The organism is Bosea sp. (in: a-proteobacteria) (assembly GCF_023953965.1).
GTDB lineage: Bacteria > Pseudomonadota > Alphaproteobacteria > Rhizobiales > Beijerinckiaceae > Allobosea.
The window spans coordinates 1457814-1474555 of the sequence record NZ_JAMLIX010000001.1; the positions used below are offsets into that span (position 1 = coordinate 1457814).

At 69.2% G+C, this 16742-nt stretch carries 15 protein-coding genes and 1 tRNA gene; 7 read left to right on the forward strand and 9 right to left on the reverse strand.

The annotated features are described in order from the left end of the window. Positions 1-144: 144 nt before the first annotated feature. Positions 145-1305 carry a cytochrome P450 gene (locus M9917_RS06815; RefSeq protein WP_297252092.1) on the forward strand — a complete coding sequence of 387 codons (1161 nt, stop codon included), beginning with the start codon at positions 145-147 and terminating at the stop codon, positions 1303-1305. Here M9917_RS06815 and M9917_RS06820 read toward each other — a convergent pair. Together M9917_RS06820 and M9917_RS06825 are read right to left on the reverse strand one after the other, a co-directional pair. Further along, positions 1302-2360 carry a tellurite resistance/C4-dicarboxylate transporter family protein gene (locus tag M9917_RS06820; RefSeq protein WP_297252094.1) on the reverse strand — a complete coding sequence of 353 codons (1059 nt, stop codon included), beginning with the start codon at positions 2358-2360 and terminating at the stop codon, positions 1302-1304. The genes M9917_RS06815 and M9917_RS06820 overlap by 4 nt on opposite strands. A 52-nt stretch (positions 2361-2412) precedes the next feature. Beyond that, positions 2413-2928, reverse strand: coding sequence for a DUF2478 domain-containing protein (locus M9917_RS06825; protein ID WP_297252096.1), 516 nt, complete (start codon positions 2926-2928; stop codon positions 2413-2415). 173 nt (positions 2929-3101) lie between these two features. Here M9917_RS06825 and M9917_RS06830 point away from each other — a divergent pair. Beyond that, a tRNA-Arg gene (locus M9917_RS06830) sits at positions 3102-3178 on the forward strand. A 20-nt stretch (positions 3179-3198) separates the two neighbouring features. Here M9917_RS06830 and ribB read toward each other — a convergent pair. Further along, positions 3199-4482 carry a 3,4-dihydroxy-2-butanone-4-phosphate synthase gene (ribB, locus tag M9917_RS06835; RefSeq protein ID WP_297252098.1) on the reverse strand — a complete coding sequence of 428 codons (1284 nt, stop codon included), beginning with the start codon at positions 4480-4482 and terminating at the stop codon, positions 3199-3201. A gap of 82 nt (positions 4483-4564) precedes the next feature. Then, complete coding sequence (gene aroC, locus M9917_RS06840; RefSeq protein WP_297252100.1) at positions 4565-5683, reverse strand: chorismate synthase; 1119 nt, start codon at positions 5681-5683, stop codon at positions 4565-4567. A 354-nt stretch (positions 5684-6037) separates the two neighbouring features. Here aroC and M9917_RS06845 point away from each other — a divergent pair, with 354 nt between their 5' ends. Then, positions 6038-6799 carry a pseudouridine synthase gene (locus M9917_RS06845; protein ID WP_297252103.1) on the forward strand — a complete coding sequence of 254 codons (762 nt, stop codon included), beginning with the start codon at positions 6038-6040 and terminating at the stop codon, positions 6797-6799. A 3-nt stretch (positions 6800-6802) separates the two neighbouring features. Here the strand turns inward: M9917_RS06845 and M9917_RS06850 are convergent, their stop codons facing one another. Together M9917_RS06850 and M9917_RS06855 are read right to left on the reverse strand one after the other, a co-directional pair. Continuing rightward, the gene (locus M9917_RS06850) at positions 6803-10813 is read right to left on the reverse strand and encodes a Pls/PosA family non-ribosomal peptide synthetase (protein WP_465246334.1); all 4011 of its coding nucleotides are present in this window, start codon (positions 10811-10813) and stop codon (positions 6803-6805) included. A gap of 248 nt (positions 10814-11061) precedes the next feature. Further along, positions 11062-11658, reverse strand: a complete 597-nt coding sequence (locus M9917_RS06855; protein WP_297252107.1) for a histidine phosphatase family protein — start codon at positions 11656-11658, stop codon at positions 11062-11064. Between the two features lie 141 nt (positions 11659-11799). On the opposite strand from M9917_RS06855, the gene folP reads away from it, so the two are divergent. The 3 genes from folP to folK are packed head-to-tail and all read left to right on the forward strand — an operon-like array spanning position 11800 to position 13518. Then, a complete protein-coding gene (folP, locus tag M9917_RS06860; RefSeq protein WP_297252109.1) occupies positions 11800-12642 on the forward strand; it encodes a dihydropteroate synthase in 843 nt (280 codons plus the stop codon). Continuing rightward, a complete protein-coding gene (gene folB, locus M9917_RS06865) occupies positions 12639-13013 on the forward strand; it encodes a dihydroneopterin aldolase (RefSeq protein WP_297252111.1) in 375 nt (124 codons plus the stop codon). Before folP ends, folB begins: the two co-directional genes overlap by 4 nt. Further along, positions 13003-13518, forward strand: a complete 516-nt coding sequence (folK, locus tag M9917_RS06870; RefSeq protein ID WP_297252113.1) for a 2-amino-4-hydroxy-6-hydroxymethyldihydropteridine diphosphokinase — start codon at positions 13003-13005, stop codon at positions 13516-13518. The genes folB and folK overlap by 11 nt, the downstream gene beginning before the upstream one ends. Positions 13519-13547: 29 nt before the next feature. Here folK and fabI read toward each other — a convergent pair whose 3' ends face one another. From fabI to M9917_RS06885, 3 genes are all read right to left on the reverse strand, one after another. After that, positions 13548-14387, reverse strand: coding sequence for an enoyl-ACP reductase FabI (gene fabI / locus M9917_RS06875; RefSeq protein WP_297252115.1), 840 nt, complete (start codon positions 14385-14387; stop codon positions 13548-13550). A gap of 113 nt (positions 14388-14500) precedes the next feature. Further along, positions 14501-15415 carry a DnaJ C-terminal domain-containing protein gene (locus M9917_RS06880; protein ID WP_297252117.1) on the reverse strand — a complete coding sequence of 305 codons (915 nt, stop codon included), beginning with the start codon at positions 15413-15415 and terminating at the stop codon, positions 14501-14503. A 127-nt stretch (positions 15416-15542) separates the two neighbouring features. Beyond that, positions 15543-15998 (reverse strand): RT0821/Lpp0805 family surface protein, encoded by a 456-nt coding sequence (locus M9917_RS06885; protein WP_297252119.1) that lies wholly within the window; start codon positions 15996-15998, stop codon positions 15543-15545. 124 nt (positions 15999-16122) lie between these two features. Here M9917_RS06885 and pdxH point away from each other — a divergent pair, with 124 nt between their 5' ends. Beyond that, positions 16123-16737, forward strand: a complete 615-nt coding sequence (gene pdxH, locus M9917_RS06890) for a pyridoxamine 5'-phosphate oxidase (RefSeq protein ID WP_297252121.1) — start codon at positions 16123-16125, stop codon at positions 16735-16737. Positions 16738-16742 lie beyond the last annotated feature (5 nt).

Below are 16742 nucleotides of genomic sequence, written 5' to 3' on the forward strand. Positions count from 1 at the left end.
GTGCCATCCCGCGCCCGGGGATGCAAGAGCGGCCGCGCCCCGGCCGTGATTCAGCGGTGATGCTTGCGCCCGCGCAATGTCTGCGGCGGTGCGGGCGGCTAAGGAAGCGCTCGAGTCGCCGCCGGGTGCGAGGAATGCCTTCCGATGTCCGCTTCGAAAGAGGTCGTTCCCGACTGGGACCCGCGATCCGACGAGGTTCTCGCCGATCAGATCGCCGCCTATGACGGGATGCGCCGGCGCTGCCCGGTGGCCTACAGCGATTACCTCGGATGGTCGCTCCTGCGCCATGACGACGTGGTGCGCGTGCTGGAGGACCATCGTCGCTTCAGCAGCGTCGTTTCCCGCCATCTGTCGGTGCCCAGCGGCATGGATCCGCCGCTGCACACGGCCTATCGCCGGCTGATCGAGCGCCAGTTCGCGCCCCGGCGCGTCGACGCCTTCGAGGCGCCCTGCCGCGCGATCTCGGTCGAGCTCGTATCGCGGCTCAGGCGCGGCGTCGCGATCGATCTCGTCGCGGAGCTGGCGCAGCTCTTCGCCGTGCGCGTGCAATGCGCCTTCCTCGGCTGGCCGGAAAGCCTGCACGAGCCGTTGCTGCACTGGGTGCGGCGCAATCACGAGGCGACGCTCGCCCGGGACACCGGGGCGATGGCCGAGATCGCGCTCGCCTTCGACGGCTATATCGGCGAGCTGCTCCAGGCGAGGCGCGATGCGGGCGCGGCGGCGCCGGACGACGCCACCACCGATCTCCTGCGCGAGACGGTCGACGGCAGGCCGCTCGGCCAGGAGGAGATCGTCTCGATCCTGCGCAACTGGACCGTCGGCGAATTGGGCACGATCACGGCCTGCGTCGGCATATTGGCTCATTATCTCGGCGAGCATCCCGCGCTTCAGCAGCGCTTGCGCGAGGATCCCGATCTCCTGCCGGCCGCGATCGACGAAATCCTGCGGCTGCACGCCCCGCTGATCGCCAACCGGCGGATCGCCACCATGGCCGTCGAGATCGGCGGCCGCCGGATCGAGGCGGGCGAGCGGATCTCGCTGATCTGGGCTTCGGCAAACCGCGACGAGGCCGTGTTCGGCGACCCGGACGCATTCCGCCTCGACCGCGATCCTGAGCAGAACCTCCTCTATGGGCGCGGCATCCATGTCTGCCCCGGCGCTGGGCTCGCCCGGCTGGAGCTGCGCGTGGTGATGGAGGAGCTCCTGAAGGAAACGCGCGAGATCGCGCTCGTCCCCGGATGGGCGCCCGTGCGCGCGATCTATCCGGCGAGCGGCTTTTCGGTCCTGCCGATGCGGGTCGTCTAGCTCAGCCGGCTTCTGACCAGCGTGCGGACCATGCCGATGAAGGTGATCGCCCAGGCGGTGAGGGCGATCCAGAGGAAGGCGCGCGGCAGCGGCGACAGGAAGCCGAACTCCATGGCGTGATCGAGCTGCCAGGTGCTGGCGGCATACATGCCGAGCGGGAACACCGCCCCCCAGTACAGCGGGTCGTATTCGAAGGGGAAGCGCTCGAAACCATGGCGCCAGATCCCGAGCAGGAGCAGCATCGGGATCCACCATGTCCCGGTCGCCCAGTAGAAAACCGTGAAGCCCTTCAGGAACGGCAGGAGCGACATCAGGTAGGGCGCCTGCGGCGCGTTGAGGATCAGGAGCGAGCCGGCCAGCGTCGAGATCGCCATGGCGCCCATGTTGATCCAGTAGGGCGGCGCGAGATCGCTCGGCAAGAAGCGGAAGAAGGCGTAGCGGTAGAAGATCAGCGACATCATCCAGATGTAGAGCATGCCGCCCCACAGCCACATCGACAGGGACAGCAGATTGAGCTCCAGGCGGTAGGGCTGGCCAAGGCGCGCCGCCAGCAGCGCGCTCGACACCGACAAGGCCTGCGTCGCCACCACCGCGAGCAGCCAGCTTCCGCTGATGCCCTCGTCGAGCGGCGGCTTCTCCCGCTTGACGGTGAAAGCGGTGAAGATCGTATAAGTCAGGCAGAACCACAGAAGCAGGGCGAGGAGCCACAGGACCGCGCCGGCCGCGACGTTCTCCCGCAGCACCATGAACTGGCTCGCCAGGACGCCGGTCCCGGCCACCGCCGTGAAATAACCCGGCCCGGTGCGATGGGCGACCATGTCGCCGAAGAACCGCCCCGGATAGCGAAAGGCCCGCAGCGCGTACAAGCAGCACAGAACCAGATATTGGGCGATGTTCAGATAGAACAGGACGAAGGCCAGGCTCGCATGCCCCATCATGAAGGCGGCCAGCGAGACGATGCCGGTGGCCATGACCAGCCCGAAATAGGCGGGCGACAGATCGGCGAGCGGCGTGCCGGACCGTGCCGGGCGGGAGGGGCTGCTGCCGGTTACCATGGTCTTCGTCTCCGGCCGAAACACTTGCCGTCACTGGAAAAAGCCGGTGCCGCTAGGCAGCGGGCACCCTGGTCGCGTCCCACCAGGACTGGATCGCGGCCTCGTCGGGCTCGAGCCAGCGGGCGGCCGGCGCCCAGGCCCGCAAGGCCTCGGCATGCCGGGAGGAAACCGTGGTCAGCACCGGCGTTCCGGCGCTGGCCGAGGCGGAAAAGCATCGCCACAGGCCCTGCTGCATCGCCTCCAGCTTCCCGAACTTGCTGAGAACGACGATGTCGGCGGATGCCGTCCGGGGCAGCAGCGCGTCGCAGGCCCTTTCCATGCCGCCGGCATCGAGATGGCAGGTGGTTCCCGGCGGCGGGGCCTCGCGCTGGATCGAGAAGCGCTCGCCCGTCGTCAGGTCGCGCAGATAGGCGGCGCTGCACACCCCCTCGCCGTCATGGCCTTCGGCGAGGAGCCCGGCGAGCCGTATCCCGGCCTGTCGCCATCGGCCCGCGGCGGCGGAAAGCAGGGCTTGCAGATCCTGACCGTCGCGACTGGCGATCACGGCTATGGCGCTCGTTTCGCTCATGCGCGCGATCATAGCACAGCGGGCGGCGGCTTCCATCGCCGCGTTGCCGCCGCCGCCCGGCCCATGACGGTGGCCTGCGCTGGCCTTGCTGATCCATTCCGGAAAAGAGGGCCTATCGTTTTCGGCCTGGATCCGTTATGTGGCGGTTCGAGGCGCGTTGGGTTTCGACGTTCGTCCCGGTAGCTCAGCAGGATAGAGCAACGGTTTCCTAAACCGTAGGTCAGGGGTTCGAATCCCTTCCGGGACGCCAACGGCGCCGTCGCCCGCCCGTCACTCCAGCGGCGCCGTTTCGGCGATCTCGATGCCGAAGCCGCTCAAGCCGACATAGGAGCGCGGCGAGGACGCCAGATTGACGATCGAGGCGACGCCGAGATCGCGCAGGATCTGCGCGCCCAAGCCCACCTCGCGCCATTGCCGGCTGCGCAGCGCGTCGGAATCCTCGTCCTCCTCGACCGCCTTGATCGGCACGCCGGCGCTGCCGTCGCGCAGATAGACCAGCACGCCGCGCCCCTCCTGCTGGAAGCGCCTGAGCGCGCATTGGATCGTGCCGGCGCCGCCCAGCACGTCGGCGACCACATCAGCCCGGTGCAGCCGCGCCGGCACCTTCTCGCCGTCGCCGATCCTGCCCATCACGAAGGCGAAGTGCTGCGTGTCCTCGAAGGGGGTGACGTAGACATGGCCGGTCATCTCGCCGAATGCGGTCCTGACCGGGAAGGAATGCACGCGCTCGACCAGCTTCTCGCGCGACTGGCGATAGGCGATGAGCTCGGCGACGGTGATCTGCTTCAGCCCGTGCTTGCCGGCGAAGGCGGTGATCTGCGCGCCCTTCATCACCGTGCCGTCGTCATTGGCGAGCTCGCAGATGACGCCGACCGGCGGCAGATCGGCGAGCCGGCACAGATCGACCGCCGCCTCGGTATGGCCGGAGCGCATCAGGACGCCGCCATCCTTGGCGATCAGCGGGAAGACATGGCCGGGGCGGACGAAATCGCCGGCGCCCATATTGCCGTTGGCGAGCGCGCGCACGGTGTTGGTGCGCTGCTCGGCCGAGATGCCGGTGGTCAGCCCGTGCTTGACGTCGACCGTGATGGTGAAGGCGGTGCCGAGCGGCGCGTCGTTCGACGAGACCATCGGGTCGAGCCTGAGGCGCCGGGCCTCGCCCGCCGTCAGCGGCGCGCAGACGATGCCGCAGGTGTTGCGGATGATGAAGGCCATCTTCTCCGGCGTGCACAGCGAGGCGGCGACGATGAGATCGCCTTCGTTCTCGCGGTCGTCGTCGTCGGTGACGATGACGATCTCGCCGCGGGCGAAGGCTTCGATGGCGTCGGTGACGATATTGGACATGGCAGCCTCGCGCGGCCCGATGAGGCCGAGGAAATCATTGGGGGTGACGGCGCCGCCGGTCGAGGCGGCGATGCGCTCGGCGCTTTCGCGGGAGATCCAGGCGGCGGGATCGTTGCACAGCGCGGTCACGCTGGCCGGCGACAGGCCGACCTGTTTCGCGAAGGCGCTGCGCGCGATCTTGTTCTGCCGGAGCCAGGCGTCGAGCTTCATGCGCAGAAGCTAACCCGGCGCAACTTCATCCGCAATGAACGAGATCTGCATTTTCAGTATTGCTGAAATGCAATGACCGCCATCACTCCTGGAACGGCCAGCGCGGCTCGACCACGCCGACCTGCGCGCGATGGCGCAGATACTGGTCCGCCAGGACGCAGGCGACCATCGCCTCGCCGACCGGCACGGCGCGGATGCCGACGCAGGGGTCGTGCCGCCCCTTGGTGAACATCTCCGCCTCGCCGCCGCTGCGCGTCACCGTCGCGCGCGGCTTCAGGATCGAGGAGGTCGGCTTCACCGCGAAGCGGGCGACGATCGGCTGGCCGGTCGAGATGCCGCCGAGGATGCCGCCGGCATGGTTGGAGAGGAAGAGCGGGCGCCCGTCATTGCCGGCGCGCATCTCGTCGGCGTTCTCCTCGCCGGAGAGTTCGGCCGCGCCGAAGCCTTCGCCGATCTCGACGCCCTTCACCGCGTTGATGCTCATCAGCGCCGCGGCGATCTCGGCATCGAGCTTGCCGTAGATCGGCGCGCCCAGCCCCGGCGGCACATTCTCCGCGACGATCTCGAGCACCGCCCCGATCGAGGAGCCGGATTTGCGGATGCCGTCGAGATAATCGGCGAAGAAGGCGGCCGCCTTCGCATCCGGGCAGAAGAAGGGGTTGCGCGCGACCTCCTCCCAGTCCCAGTTGGCACGGTCGATCCTGTGCGGGCCGATCTGGACCAGCGCGCCGCGCACGATGAGGCCGGGCACGACCTTGCGGGCGATGGCGCCGGCGGCGACGCGCATCGCCGTCTCGCGGGCCGAGGAGCGGCCGCCGCCGCGATAGTCGCGGATGCCGTATTTCACGTCGTAGGTGTAGTCGGCGTGGCCCGGCCGGTATTTGTCCTTGATCTCCGAATAATCCTTCGAGCGCTGGTCGACATTGTCGATCATCAGGCCGATCGAAGTGCCCGTCGTCACTTGCACGCCGTCGCCCGCGCGGGCGAAGACGCCGGAGACGATGCGGACCTCATCCGGCTCCTGGCGCTGCGTGGTGAAGCGCGACTGGCCCGGCCGGCGCCGGTCGAGATCGCCCTGGATGTCGGCCTCGGTCAGCGGGATCAGCGGCGGGCAGCCGTCGACGACGCAGCCGATGGCGGGCCCGTGGCTCTCGCCGAAGGTGGTGACGCGGAAGAAATGGCCGAAGCTGTTGTGCGACATGGGAGCCCGATAGGTTTGCCGACAGCCTCTAAGCCAGATCAGCGTGCGGCGAAACCCCGCGCGCCGCGCGACAGCGATTGACAAGGCGAGGTTCCGCCGGTTTCAAACGCGTCATGAGCCGCCGGACGCCAAGCCCCTCGCGCTCCTGGCGCCCCGGGAGCCCCATCATCGCGGGACTTTAGCCCCGGGTCGCCCGGCAGGGCGGCTTCGGGGTCGATCCGGCTTCCGGCCAGCCTGCGCCCCTGCGGCGGCGAGCCACGCGTTTTCCGATAGCGACCGGGCTTCGACAGTAAAGCCCCCGCCGCCCGAACAGGGGGCGCCCTTCGCGGCGCCGCGACCACGGCCAGACCCATCATGAGATTTTCCGGCGGGCGTCCCGCCCCTGCGCCGACGACGACCGTCAGCCTCGCACGGGTGCTTTCCAAGCTCGGCTACTGCTCGCGCACGCAGGCGGAGAAGCTGGTGCGCGAGGGGCGCGTCGCGGTCGATGGCCGCGCCGTGCTCCATCCCGAGCTGCGCATCGATCCGAAGCGGGCGAGGATCTCGGTCGACGGCCAGCCGGTTTCGGCGGCACGTCGCATCTATCTGATGCTCAACAAGCCGCGCGGCATGGTGACGACGGCGAGCGACCCGGAGGGGCGCAAGACCGTCTATGCCTGCCTGGAGGGGCTCAAGCTGCCGCATCTCGCCCCGGTCGGGCGCCTCGACATGGCGAGCGAGGGCCTGCTGCTGATGACCAACGACACCCGCTGGGCGCAGCGCATCCTCGATCCGGCCTCAGGCGTCGACAAGACCTATCACGTCCAGATCGACCGGGTGCCGGACGAGACCTTCATGGCGAGGCTGCGGCAAGGCGCCATCGATGAGGGCGAGGTGCTGTCGATCCGCTCGGCCAGCCTGCTGCGCGCCGGGGAGCGCAACGCCTGGGTCGAGATGGTGATCGACGAGGGCCGCAACCGGCAGGTCCGGCGGATCGTCGAGGCGGCGGGCGCCGAGGTGCTGCGCCTCGTCAGGGTCCGGATCGGCGGGCTCGAGCTGGGCGAGCTCGCCAAGGGCGACGTCCGCGAGCTGGATCCCGAGGAGACCGCGCTGCCGCTCGTCGGCCATGAAGGCTGAGCGTCAATGAGCCGGGGCCTTGGCCGGCGCCGCCGGTGCGCCTTCCCAGCGCGTATGCGCCGGCAGGTTCTCGCCCTTCATGATGACGGTGAGCAGGCCGACCTGGGCGTAGTCGCCGACATGGGTGTCGTAGAGCACGGTCGCGCCCGCGCCGACGCAGACCCCCTTGCCGAGCCGCACGCGGCCGACCTTCATCACCCGGTCCTCGTAGAGATGGGTCTGCAGGGCCGAATGGGCGTTGACCGTGCAGAAGTCGCCGACCCTGATGCAGTCGAACTCGGTGATGTCGGTGGAATCGAGCCAGACGCCCCGGCCGTATTTTGCGCCGAACAGCGCCAGGAACCAGGGCAGGAACGGCGTGCCGCGCAGATGCTCGAACAGCACCTTGCCGCCGAGGCCCCAATACATCACCGCGACCGCCTCGGTGCGCATCGCCCACCACGACCACATCGGCTTCATCACCGGCTTGTAGACGCCCATCATCAGCCATTTCACCGCGGCGCAGATCAGCGCCTGCCCCACGGCGATCGCCACCGCCACCGCCATGAAGGAGAGGACGAGCCCGCTCCAGTCGCCCTCGTTGATCTTCTGCTGCAGCACCATGTCGACCGCGATGGTGCCGAAGGTGATGAACAGCATCGCCGGGAAGGAGGTGTGCAGCGCCTCGAAGACGCCGCGGCCGAACTGCTTGGCGAAGGAGGGCTTGTAGGTCCAGTCGGCGCCGAGATCGACCTTCTGCCGCGTCGGCAGCCGGATCGGCGGGGAGCCGAACCAGGTGTCGCCGGCCTGCATCAGCGCGTTGGCCGGCGGCTTCGACTTGATGCCGATCAGAACGCGGTCGGGAATGACGGCGCCCGGCGGCACCACGGCGTCGTTGCCGACGAAGACCTGCTCGCCGGTCAGCGTCGCGTCGAGGCGCATATAGCCGCGGCGCATGTCCTCGTCGCCGAAGACGACCTCGTCGGCGATGAAGTTGCCGGCGCCGATGCCGGTCAGGTCGTAGCGGCCGGAGAGGTTGGTCGAGATCTCGGCGCCCTTGCCGATGCTGGCCCCCATCAGCCGGTACCAGGTGCGCATGTAGATGGTGGCGAAGAGCGAGGAGAGCGTCTCCAGCGTCACCTCGGTCGCCAGCGCCACCGTCCATTTGCGGGCATAGAAGCCGGAATGGATCGAGTAGGAGCCGGAGGTGACGCGCGGCAGGATCAGCCAGCGCAGCCCCGCCATCAGCAGCACGGTGAAGGCGATCAGCCCGATCGCGGTCGGCCAGGTCAGGACCGGCAGGAACCAGAGATAGCTGATCTCGGTCCAGCCGGCGATGAAGTCGTCGATCTTGTCGAACAGCCAGAAGGCCGGGAAGATCGGCAGCAGGCTGACCGGCGGCAGCACCACCAGCATCAGCACGTGGAATAGCGTCATCAGCGTGCGCCGCGTGCGCGAGGCTTCGGCCTGCGGGGGCAGGGCGGAAATATCGACCGTGCCAACCTTGCGGCCGGGCGTGCCGTCCCAGATCTCGCCCGCGCCGACATGGACGCCGGGCGCGATCGCGGTGAGATCGCCGATCTCGGCATGGTCGCCGATCACGCACGCATGGCCGAGGACGACCGAGGCGCCGGCCGAGACGTCCTGGCCGACGCGGATCGTCCCGATCACCAGCTTGTCGCCGATCGCCTCGCCATTGGCGAAGGTGGTCTTGGAGCCGAAGCTCGTGCCGTCGCCGATCTCGATCAGGTCGATCGCGCCGGCCTCGTAATCGGAGATGATGACGTCGCGCCCGACCTTCGCGCCGAGCAGGCGCCAGTAGAAGCGCATCACCGGCGTGCCCTGCAGCCATTTGATGTGGACGAGCCCGGCGATGCGCTGGGCGAACCACCAGCGGAAATAATAGACACCCCAGAGCGGATAGATGCCGGGCTTCGTCCGGCCGAGCACCAGCCATTTCAGCGCGATGGCGATGAGCCCGCTGACGACGATGATTGCGACATAGACGCCGAGCAGCGCGGCGATCTGGCCGATCAGCGGCAGATCCTCGCCCGAGATGATCATGTAGGTGACGAAGACGCCGAGCCATTGCGCCGTCGACAACCCGATGATCACCGGCAGCACGGCCGCCTGCGCGAGGCCACAGAGGAAGCGGCGCAGGAAGGGCGGCGGCGTGAAGGAAAGGTCCTCCGCCGCGGCGACGCCGCGCTCGTCGAGGAGCGCCGCCATCGCCCTGAGGGTGCGGGCGGCATAGACGTCCTGCAAGGTGATGCCGGCATAGGCCGGCGTCTCGCGCACGATCGAGATGAAGCGCGCCGCCAGCAGCGAATGGCCGCCGAGATCGATGAAGAAATCGGCCTCCAGCGGCAAGCTCGCCGCACCGAGCACGCGTTTGGCCGCCTCCAGCAGGGTGGCTTCGGTGGCGTTGCGCGGCGGCTCCTGCTCGCCCTCGGCGCTGGGCGCCGTCAGCGGCGCCGCCTTCAGCATCTTGCGGTCGACCTTGCCGGAGATCATGCGCGGCAGCGAGCCAGCCGCCTCGAAATGCGCCGGCACCATATAGGGCGGCAATTTCTCGCGCAGCGCCGCGCGCAGGGCCGGCCCGTCGATCGCGACGCCGGGCTCGGACACGACGAAGGCGACGAGGCGCTCGATGCCGTCGTCGCTGCGCAGCACCACCGCCGCCTGCGCGACGCCGGGCTCGTCGGCGAGCTTCGATTCGATCTCGCCGAGCTCGACGCGGAAGCCGCGGATCTTGACCTGGTCGTCGATGCGGCCGTGGAAGACGATGTTGCCGTCCTGGTCGAGGCTCACCGCGTCGCCCGAGCGGTAGAGGACCGGATCGTCGCCGCCCGCGACCCCGGCGAAGGGGTTGGCGATGAATTTCTCCGCCGTCAGCTCCGGCCGGCCGTGATAGCCCTTGGCGACGCCGGGCCCGCCGATCAGCAGCTCGCCCTGCTCGCCCGGCTGGACCAGGCGCAGGTCTTCAGCCACGACATAGGCCGTGTAGTTCGGGATCGGCCGGCCGATGGTGACGCTCTCGCCGGGCATGACCTCGGCCGCGGTCGCCACCACCGTCGCCTCGGTCGGCCCATAGGTGTTGAGGATGCGCCGGCCGGGCCTCGCCCATTTCTGCACGATCGCGGGCGGGAGCGCCTCGCCGCCGAGCAGGATCAGCCTGAGCGAGGGCACGTCGGCCGGCAGGATGCCGAGCAGCGTCGGCACGGTGTCGATGACGGTGACGCCGGCCTCGTTCAGGGTCTGCGGCAGCGCCTCCGCGTCGCCGATCATCTCGGGCGATGCGACGAACAGCGTCGCGCCGACGAGATAGGGCGTCCAGATCTCCTCCATCGACAGGTCGAAGGCGACGGAGGCGCCCTGGAAGACGACGTCGTCCGGCCCAACGCCGTAAAGCGCGTTCCCGGCGCGCAGGAAATGGCAGATGTTGCGGTGGCTGATGACGATCGCCTTCGGCGTGCCCGTCGAGCCGGAGGTGTAGATCAGATAGGCCGGGTGGTCGGGGGTGAGGCCGGCCGGGCGCGCCGGCGGTTGCGCGTCATCGGCGCCGGCGGCGAGGCCCTCGGGCGTGAAGACCGTGCGCTCGGTCGCCTCCGCCCGGGCGGCCAGGGCGGCCGAGGTGACGAGCCCCTTGGCCTCGGCGTCGTCAAGGCAGGTCGCGATGCGCTCGACCGGGGTCTCGGCGTCGAAGGGCACCCAGGCGGCGCCGGCACGGGTGATCGCGATCTGGGCGACGAGCAGGTCGATGCCGCGCGGCATCCACAGGCCGACCATGTCGCCAGGTCCGATGCCGGCGCGCGCGAGGCCCAGCGCCTGGCGCCCGGCCTGCGTCCAGGCCTCGGCATAGGTCAGGCGGCGCTCGCGGTCGGTCAGGGCCGGATGGTCGGGGCGGGCCGCGACGGTCGCGGTGAAGATCTCGGCCAGCACCTCGTCGCGGACGAGATCGGGCCGCTTCTCGCCGGCCAGCATTGCAAGCGGATCGGCCGCGGCCGCGTCGGACGCCGCCGACGGCTTCGTCATATCGTTCATCGCGTCCCGCTGCGCTCAAAAGGCCGGTCGCCGGCACCGCGGCGAACCCCGCCCGCGGCCGTGCGGCGCCTTTTCACGCACCTCGTCAAGAAAACCGGAATCGCCGCTCCCGCATCGCGACGCCTCGCTAGCACAGTCTCCCTGCGGAATCACGCGTGAACCGGCGATGAATGCGATCCAGGCTTTATCCCAGCATCGGATTTGTCCGAAAAGCGGAATCCACTTTCCGGTCCGATGCATCAGACCCAGTCCGCCCTGTTGCCGCTGACGACGAGCAGCTTGCCCTGCCAGATCTCGACCATCGACGCCTCGCGCGGCTTAACCGCCCCGACCAGCGCCAGCACGGCGCGCGCCACGCCGCCATGGCTGACGATCACCGTCTCGCGCCGCAACCCTTCGAGGACCGGCCGCACCCGCTCGGCCAGCATGCGGTAGCTCTCGCCGCCGGGCGGCACATAGCCCCATTTGTCGCGCTCGCGCAGATGCGCCTCAGCGCGCTCGGCCTTGCGGATGTCGCGCCAGGTGAAGCCTTCCCAGCTGCCGAAGGTCAGTTCGCGCAGGCGCTCGTCGAGCGCATAGGCACCTGCCGGCATGGCGAGCTCGCGCCGCAGGATGTCGATGGTCTCGCGCGCCCGCTGCATCGGCGAGGCGATGTAGTCGAGATCGGCATAGGCCGGCTCCAGCGCCTTCAGGCGGCCGGCGGCCTCTGCGGCCTGGCGGCGGCCGAGATCGTTCAGCGGGATGTCCTGCCCGCCCTGCAGCCGGCCTTCGCGATTCCAGTCGGTTTCGCCATGGCGGACGAGGATGAGCCGGTGAGGGAGCTGGAGCGGAACCATGCCGTGCTTGTGCACGCCGGCGCCGGCGGGGTCAAAGCGCTTCCGGCGTCAGCGGACCCGCTGCGGCGATCGGCTGCTTTCTGTGGCCGATTCCACACGGGCTGATGTATAGCGACTTGATTCAGTCACCGGCCGAACCCGATGCCCCCTGTCCTCACCCTGCCCGACGGAACGAGCCTTGTGCTCACCGCGACGCCGCTCGTCATGGGCATCGTCAACGTCACGCCCGATTCGTTCTCGGACGGCGGGCTCCTGGACAGCGCCGAGGCGGCGATCGCCCATGGCGAGCAACTCGTGGGCGAGGGGGCCGCCATCGTCGATGTCGGCGGCGAATCGACGCGGCCCGGCCATGTCGCCGTCGATGGGCAAACCGAGATGGCGCGCGTGCTGCCGGTGATCGCCGGGCTGAAGGCGCGCACGGATACGCCGGTCTCGATCGACAGCTACAAGGCCGAGGTGGCTGAAGCCGCGCTCGCCGCCGGCGCTGCGATCGTCAACGATGTCTGGGGCGCCCAGCGCGACCCGCGCATCGCCGAGGTCGCGGCACGCGCAGGCGCGCCGATCGTCCTGATGCACAACCGCGATGCGGCCGATGCCTCGCTCGACATCTTCGACGAAGTGCTGCGCTTCCTGGAGCGCTCGATCAGGATCGCGACCGCAGCCGGCGTGCCGCGCGGCCAGATCGTCCTCGATCCCGGGATCGGCTTCGGCAAGACGGCGCGCCAGAACCTCGATCTGATCCGCCATCTCGACCGGCTTTCGGTGCTCGGTTGCCCGATCCTCATCGGCGCCTCGCGGAAATCGACGCTCGGGCGCATCACCGGCCGGGCGGTCCCGGCGGAGCGGCTCGCCGCCAGCATCGCCGCGCATCTTTATGGCGCGAGCCGCGGCGCCGCCATCATCCGCGCCCATGACGTCGCCGCGCATATCGACGCGCTCAAGACCTGGACGGCCATCGAGGACAGCATGAAAGCAGACCTGTGAGCGAAACCGGCCGCATCCTGATCGAGAAGCTCGATATCTACGCCTATCACGGCTTCTTCTCGGAGGAGGAGAAGCTCGGCCAGCGCTTCCTCCTCGACCTCGTGCTCTACGTCGACCTGCGCGCCGCCGCCGCGAGCGACCGCCTCTCCGACACGCTCGATTACGGCCGGGCCGTCGCCATCGTGACGGAGGCCTTCACCGCCCGCCGCTACCACCTGCTGGAGGGCGCCGCGCGCGCCGTGGCGATGGCGGTCCTCGATGCCTTCCCGCTGGTCGCGGGCGTCGAGGTCACGTTGCGCAAGCCCGCTCCGCCGATCCCGGCGACGCTCGGCTCGGTCGGCATCCGGTTGGGGTTCCGGCGTGGCGATTGAGGCCGCGCTCGCCTTCGGCGGCAATATCGGCGATCCCGTGGCGGCCTTCGCGGCGGCGCTCAAGAGCCTGCGCGATGACCCGGCCGTCAGGCTCGGGCCCCTATCCTCGATCTATCGCACGCCGCCCTGGGGCAAGACCGACCAGCCGGAATTCCTCAACATGGCGGCGCTGGTCGAGACGACGCTCACCGCCGACGAGCTGCTCGCCTTATGCCTCGCGCTGGAGCGGGCGGGCGGGCGCGAGCGCCGCGAGCGCTGGGGGCCGCGCACGCTCGACATCGACATCCTGACCTATGGCGAAGCCGCGATCGACCGGCCCGGCCTCCAGATCCCGCATCCGCGCCTCGCCGCGCGCGCCTTCGTGCTGGCGCCGCTGGCGCAGATCCTGCCGCGGCACCGGATCGGCGGGACGAGCGTGGCCGATCTGCTCGCGGCGGCTGCGGAGGAAACCATCCGCCGCGACGAGGCCGCGACGGCGCGGCTGGGGGAGCTGCTGGCGGGTTAGGCCGTCGCCCAGGCGCCTGGAGCGGGCTTTTATTCGCCCTTGTCGAGGGTGATGTCGGGCGCGGTCGGCACCTTCATGCCGACGACGTGGTAGCCGGCGTCGACATGCATGATCTCGCCGGTGATGCCGCGCGACATGTCGGAGACGAGGAACACCGCCGCCTCGCCGACCTCCTCGATCGTCACCGTGCGGCGCAGCGGCGAATTGTACTCGTTCCAGCGCAGGATGTAGCGGAAATCGCCGATGCCGGAGGCGGCCAGCGTCTTGATCGGCCCGGCCGAGATCGCGTTGACGCGGATCTTCGAGGGGCCGAGATCGGCGGCGAGATATTGCACGCTCGATTCCAGCGCCGCCTTGGCAACGCCCATGACGTTGTAATGCGGCATCCATTTCTCGGCGCCGTAATAGGTCAGCGTCAGCATCGCGCCGCCATCCGGCATCAGCTTCTCGGCGCGCTGGGTGATCGCGGTGAAGGAATAGCAGGAGATCAGCAGCGACTTGGTGAAGTTCGCCTCGCTGGTCTCGACATAGCGGCCGGTCAGCTCGTCCTTGTCGGAGAAGGCGATGCAGTGGACGACGAAATCGAGCTTGCCCCAGAGCTTCTTGACCTCGGCGAAGACCGCGTCGATCGTCGCCCCGTCGGTGACGTCGCAATGGCCGACGACATGGCCGCCCAGCTCCCTGGCCAGCGGCTCCACCCGCTTCTTCAGCGCGTCGCCCTGATAGGTGAAGGCGAGTTCCGCCCCCGCATCGGCCGCGGCCTTGGCGATGCCCCAGGCGATCGAACGGTTGTTCGCGACGCCCATCACGAGCCCGCGCTTGCCCTTGAGGAGATTGGCGGTCGGCAAAACAGCGGTGGAATCAGGCATGGGAAACCCGCAGGGTGAACGATGAGCAGGTCTCTTAGAACAGTCGCAGGGAAACGGGAACCGCTTTGATGCCCGCCCCCGCGCCCGAATCGCGCATGAGAGGGGCTTGCGCGTCAGCTTTCGCTGCGCGCCTTCATCAGGGCGCTCAGCTCGGCGTCGCTTGCCGGCATCTCGATATCGATGGCGACGAAGAGATCGCCGGCCACGCCCTTCTCGCCCTTGAGGCCCTTGCCACGCAGGCGGAACTGCCGGGTCGTGCCGGTCATGGGCGGGATCGTCATCTCGACCGCGCCGGTCAGCGTCGGCACATGCAGCGGCCCGCCGAGCACCGCCCTGGCGAGCGGAACCGCGACGCGGGTGCGCAGATCGTTGCCCTCGACGGTGAAGCGGGAATCGGGCTTCACCTTGATGGTCATCATCACGTCGCCGGCCTCGCCGGAGAACGGGTCGGCCTGGCCGAGCCCGCGCAGGCGCATCACCTTGCCGTCGTTCACGCCTTCGGGAATGGTGATCTCGACCTCGCGCCCGCCCGGCAGCTTGACCCGGCGCGTGCCGCCGGTCGCGGCCTGCGCCAGCGTGACCTCGAGGGTGAAGCTCTGCTCCGGCGGCTTCTGCGGCTGCGGCTTGCCGCGCCCGCGCCGGCCGGCCTCGCCGAAGAGCGAGGAGAAGATATCGGAGGCGTCGAAGCCGGCATCGCCGCCGCCGCGCCCGCCGAAGGGGTGGCCGCCCTGGCCGAAATTGAACTCGAAGCCGCCGCTGCGCCCGCCCCGGCCGGCGCCCATGCCCTCGAAGCCCTGGAAGCGCGGCTTGCCCTCGGCGTCGATTTCGCCGCGGTCGAACTGCTTGCGCTTGCCCTCGTCGCCGAGGATCTCATAGGCGGTGTTGAGCTCGGCGAACCTGTCCTGCGCCTTCGGGTCCTCGCGGTTGCGGTCCGGGTGCAGCTCCTTGGCGCGGCGGCGGAAAGCCTTCTTGATCTCCGCATCGCCCGCGCCACGGGCGACGCCCAGGACCTGATAGGGATCGCGCATCCAAAACCTCGTTCCATGCCAAAGCGGACGGCCGGTGCCGGGGCCGCCATCCGCCCGCCTATGTGGGGGCGCTGTGGCGCGTGCGCAACACCGCCCGGGACGGTTCCGCAGCCGGCGTGGGAAGCCTCTAGCTCAGGCCCTTCCAGGGGCCCATGTCCTTGACCGCCCATTCGCCGCCCGAGGGCCGGCAGGCCGTGCCCTGCAGCTTGACCGGGCGGGATTGCGTCTGGACGCTGGCGATGAAGGCCCGGCAGATCTCGTCCGAACGCAGGAACGGGCCGCCGACCGGGATGAAGGAGCCCTTGATGCCGCTCTGCGGATTGTCCCAGGCGACGGGCGCCCCGTTACCCTGCGGATCGAGCGCCACGCCCATCGCGCCGTCGGCGCGGCGCATGTCCTCCGGCCCGAGCTCGGACGACAGGCCGGAGAGCGCGCCTTGCCGGTCGCCGCCGCTCACCGGCAGGATCGCGGATGTGGTCGCGACCTCGTCCTCGCTCTTGCTCGACAGGCCGAGAATCGGGAAGGACACCGAGCAGCCGGCGCTGAACAGGGACAAGAGCACGGCGGCAGCCAGCGGACGCATGGGGGCTGCGCGACGCTTAAGGCTTTGGAACGCCCCGGCCCCTGCCCTATATAAACCAGCCACCGGAACCCGGATCACGTCTGCGCTCGCCCAACGCCCATTTCCACTGACCGAGGATTAGACCGTGCAACCGTTAACGAGCGGTGACTTCACCGAGGAAAACGAGCCTTTCGCCCTGTTCGCGACCTGGCTGGGCGAGGCCGCGAAGTCCGAGCCGAACGACCCGACCGGCATGGCGCTCTCCACCGTCGACACCGAGGGCCTGCCCAACAGCCGCATGGTGCTGATGAAGGAGCACGGGCCGCAAGGGTTCGTGTTCTACACCAACACCGAGAGCCAGAAGGGGCAGGAGCTCCTCGGCCAGCCCAAGGCCGCCGCCCTGTTCCACTGGAAGAGCCTGCGCCGGCAGGTCCGCATCCGCGGCACGGTCGCGTTGGTGAGCGATGCCGAATCGGACGCCTATTTCCAGTCCCGCCCGCGCGACAGCCGCATCGGCGCCTGGGCTTCCCAGCAATCGCGGCCGCTGGAAAGCCGCTTCGCGCTGGAGAAGGCGGTGGCGAGCTATACGCTGAAATTCGGGGTCGGCGAGATTCCGCGCCCGCCCTATTGGCGCGGCTTCCGGATCACGCCAAGCTATATCGAGTTCTGGCGCGACGGCGCCTTCCGCCTGCACGACCGCATCGTCTTCCGCCGCGCCTCGGCCGAGGCGCCGTGGTCGAAGACACGCTTCTACCCCTGAGGACC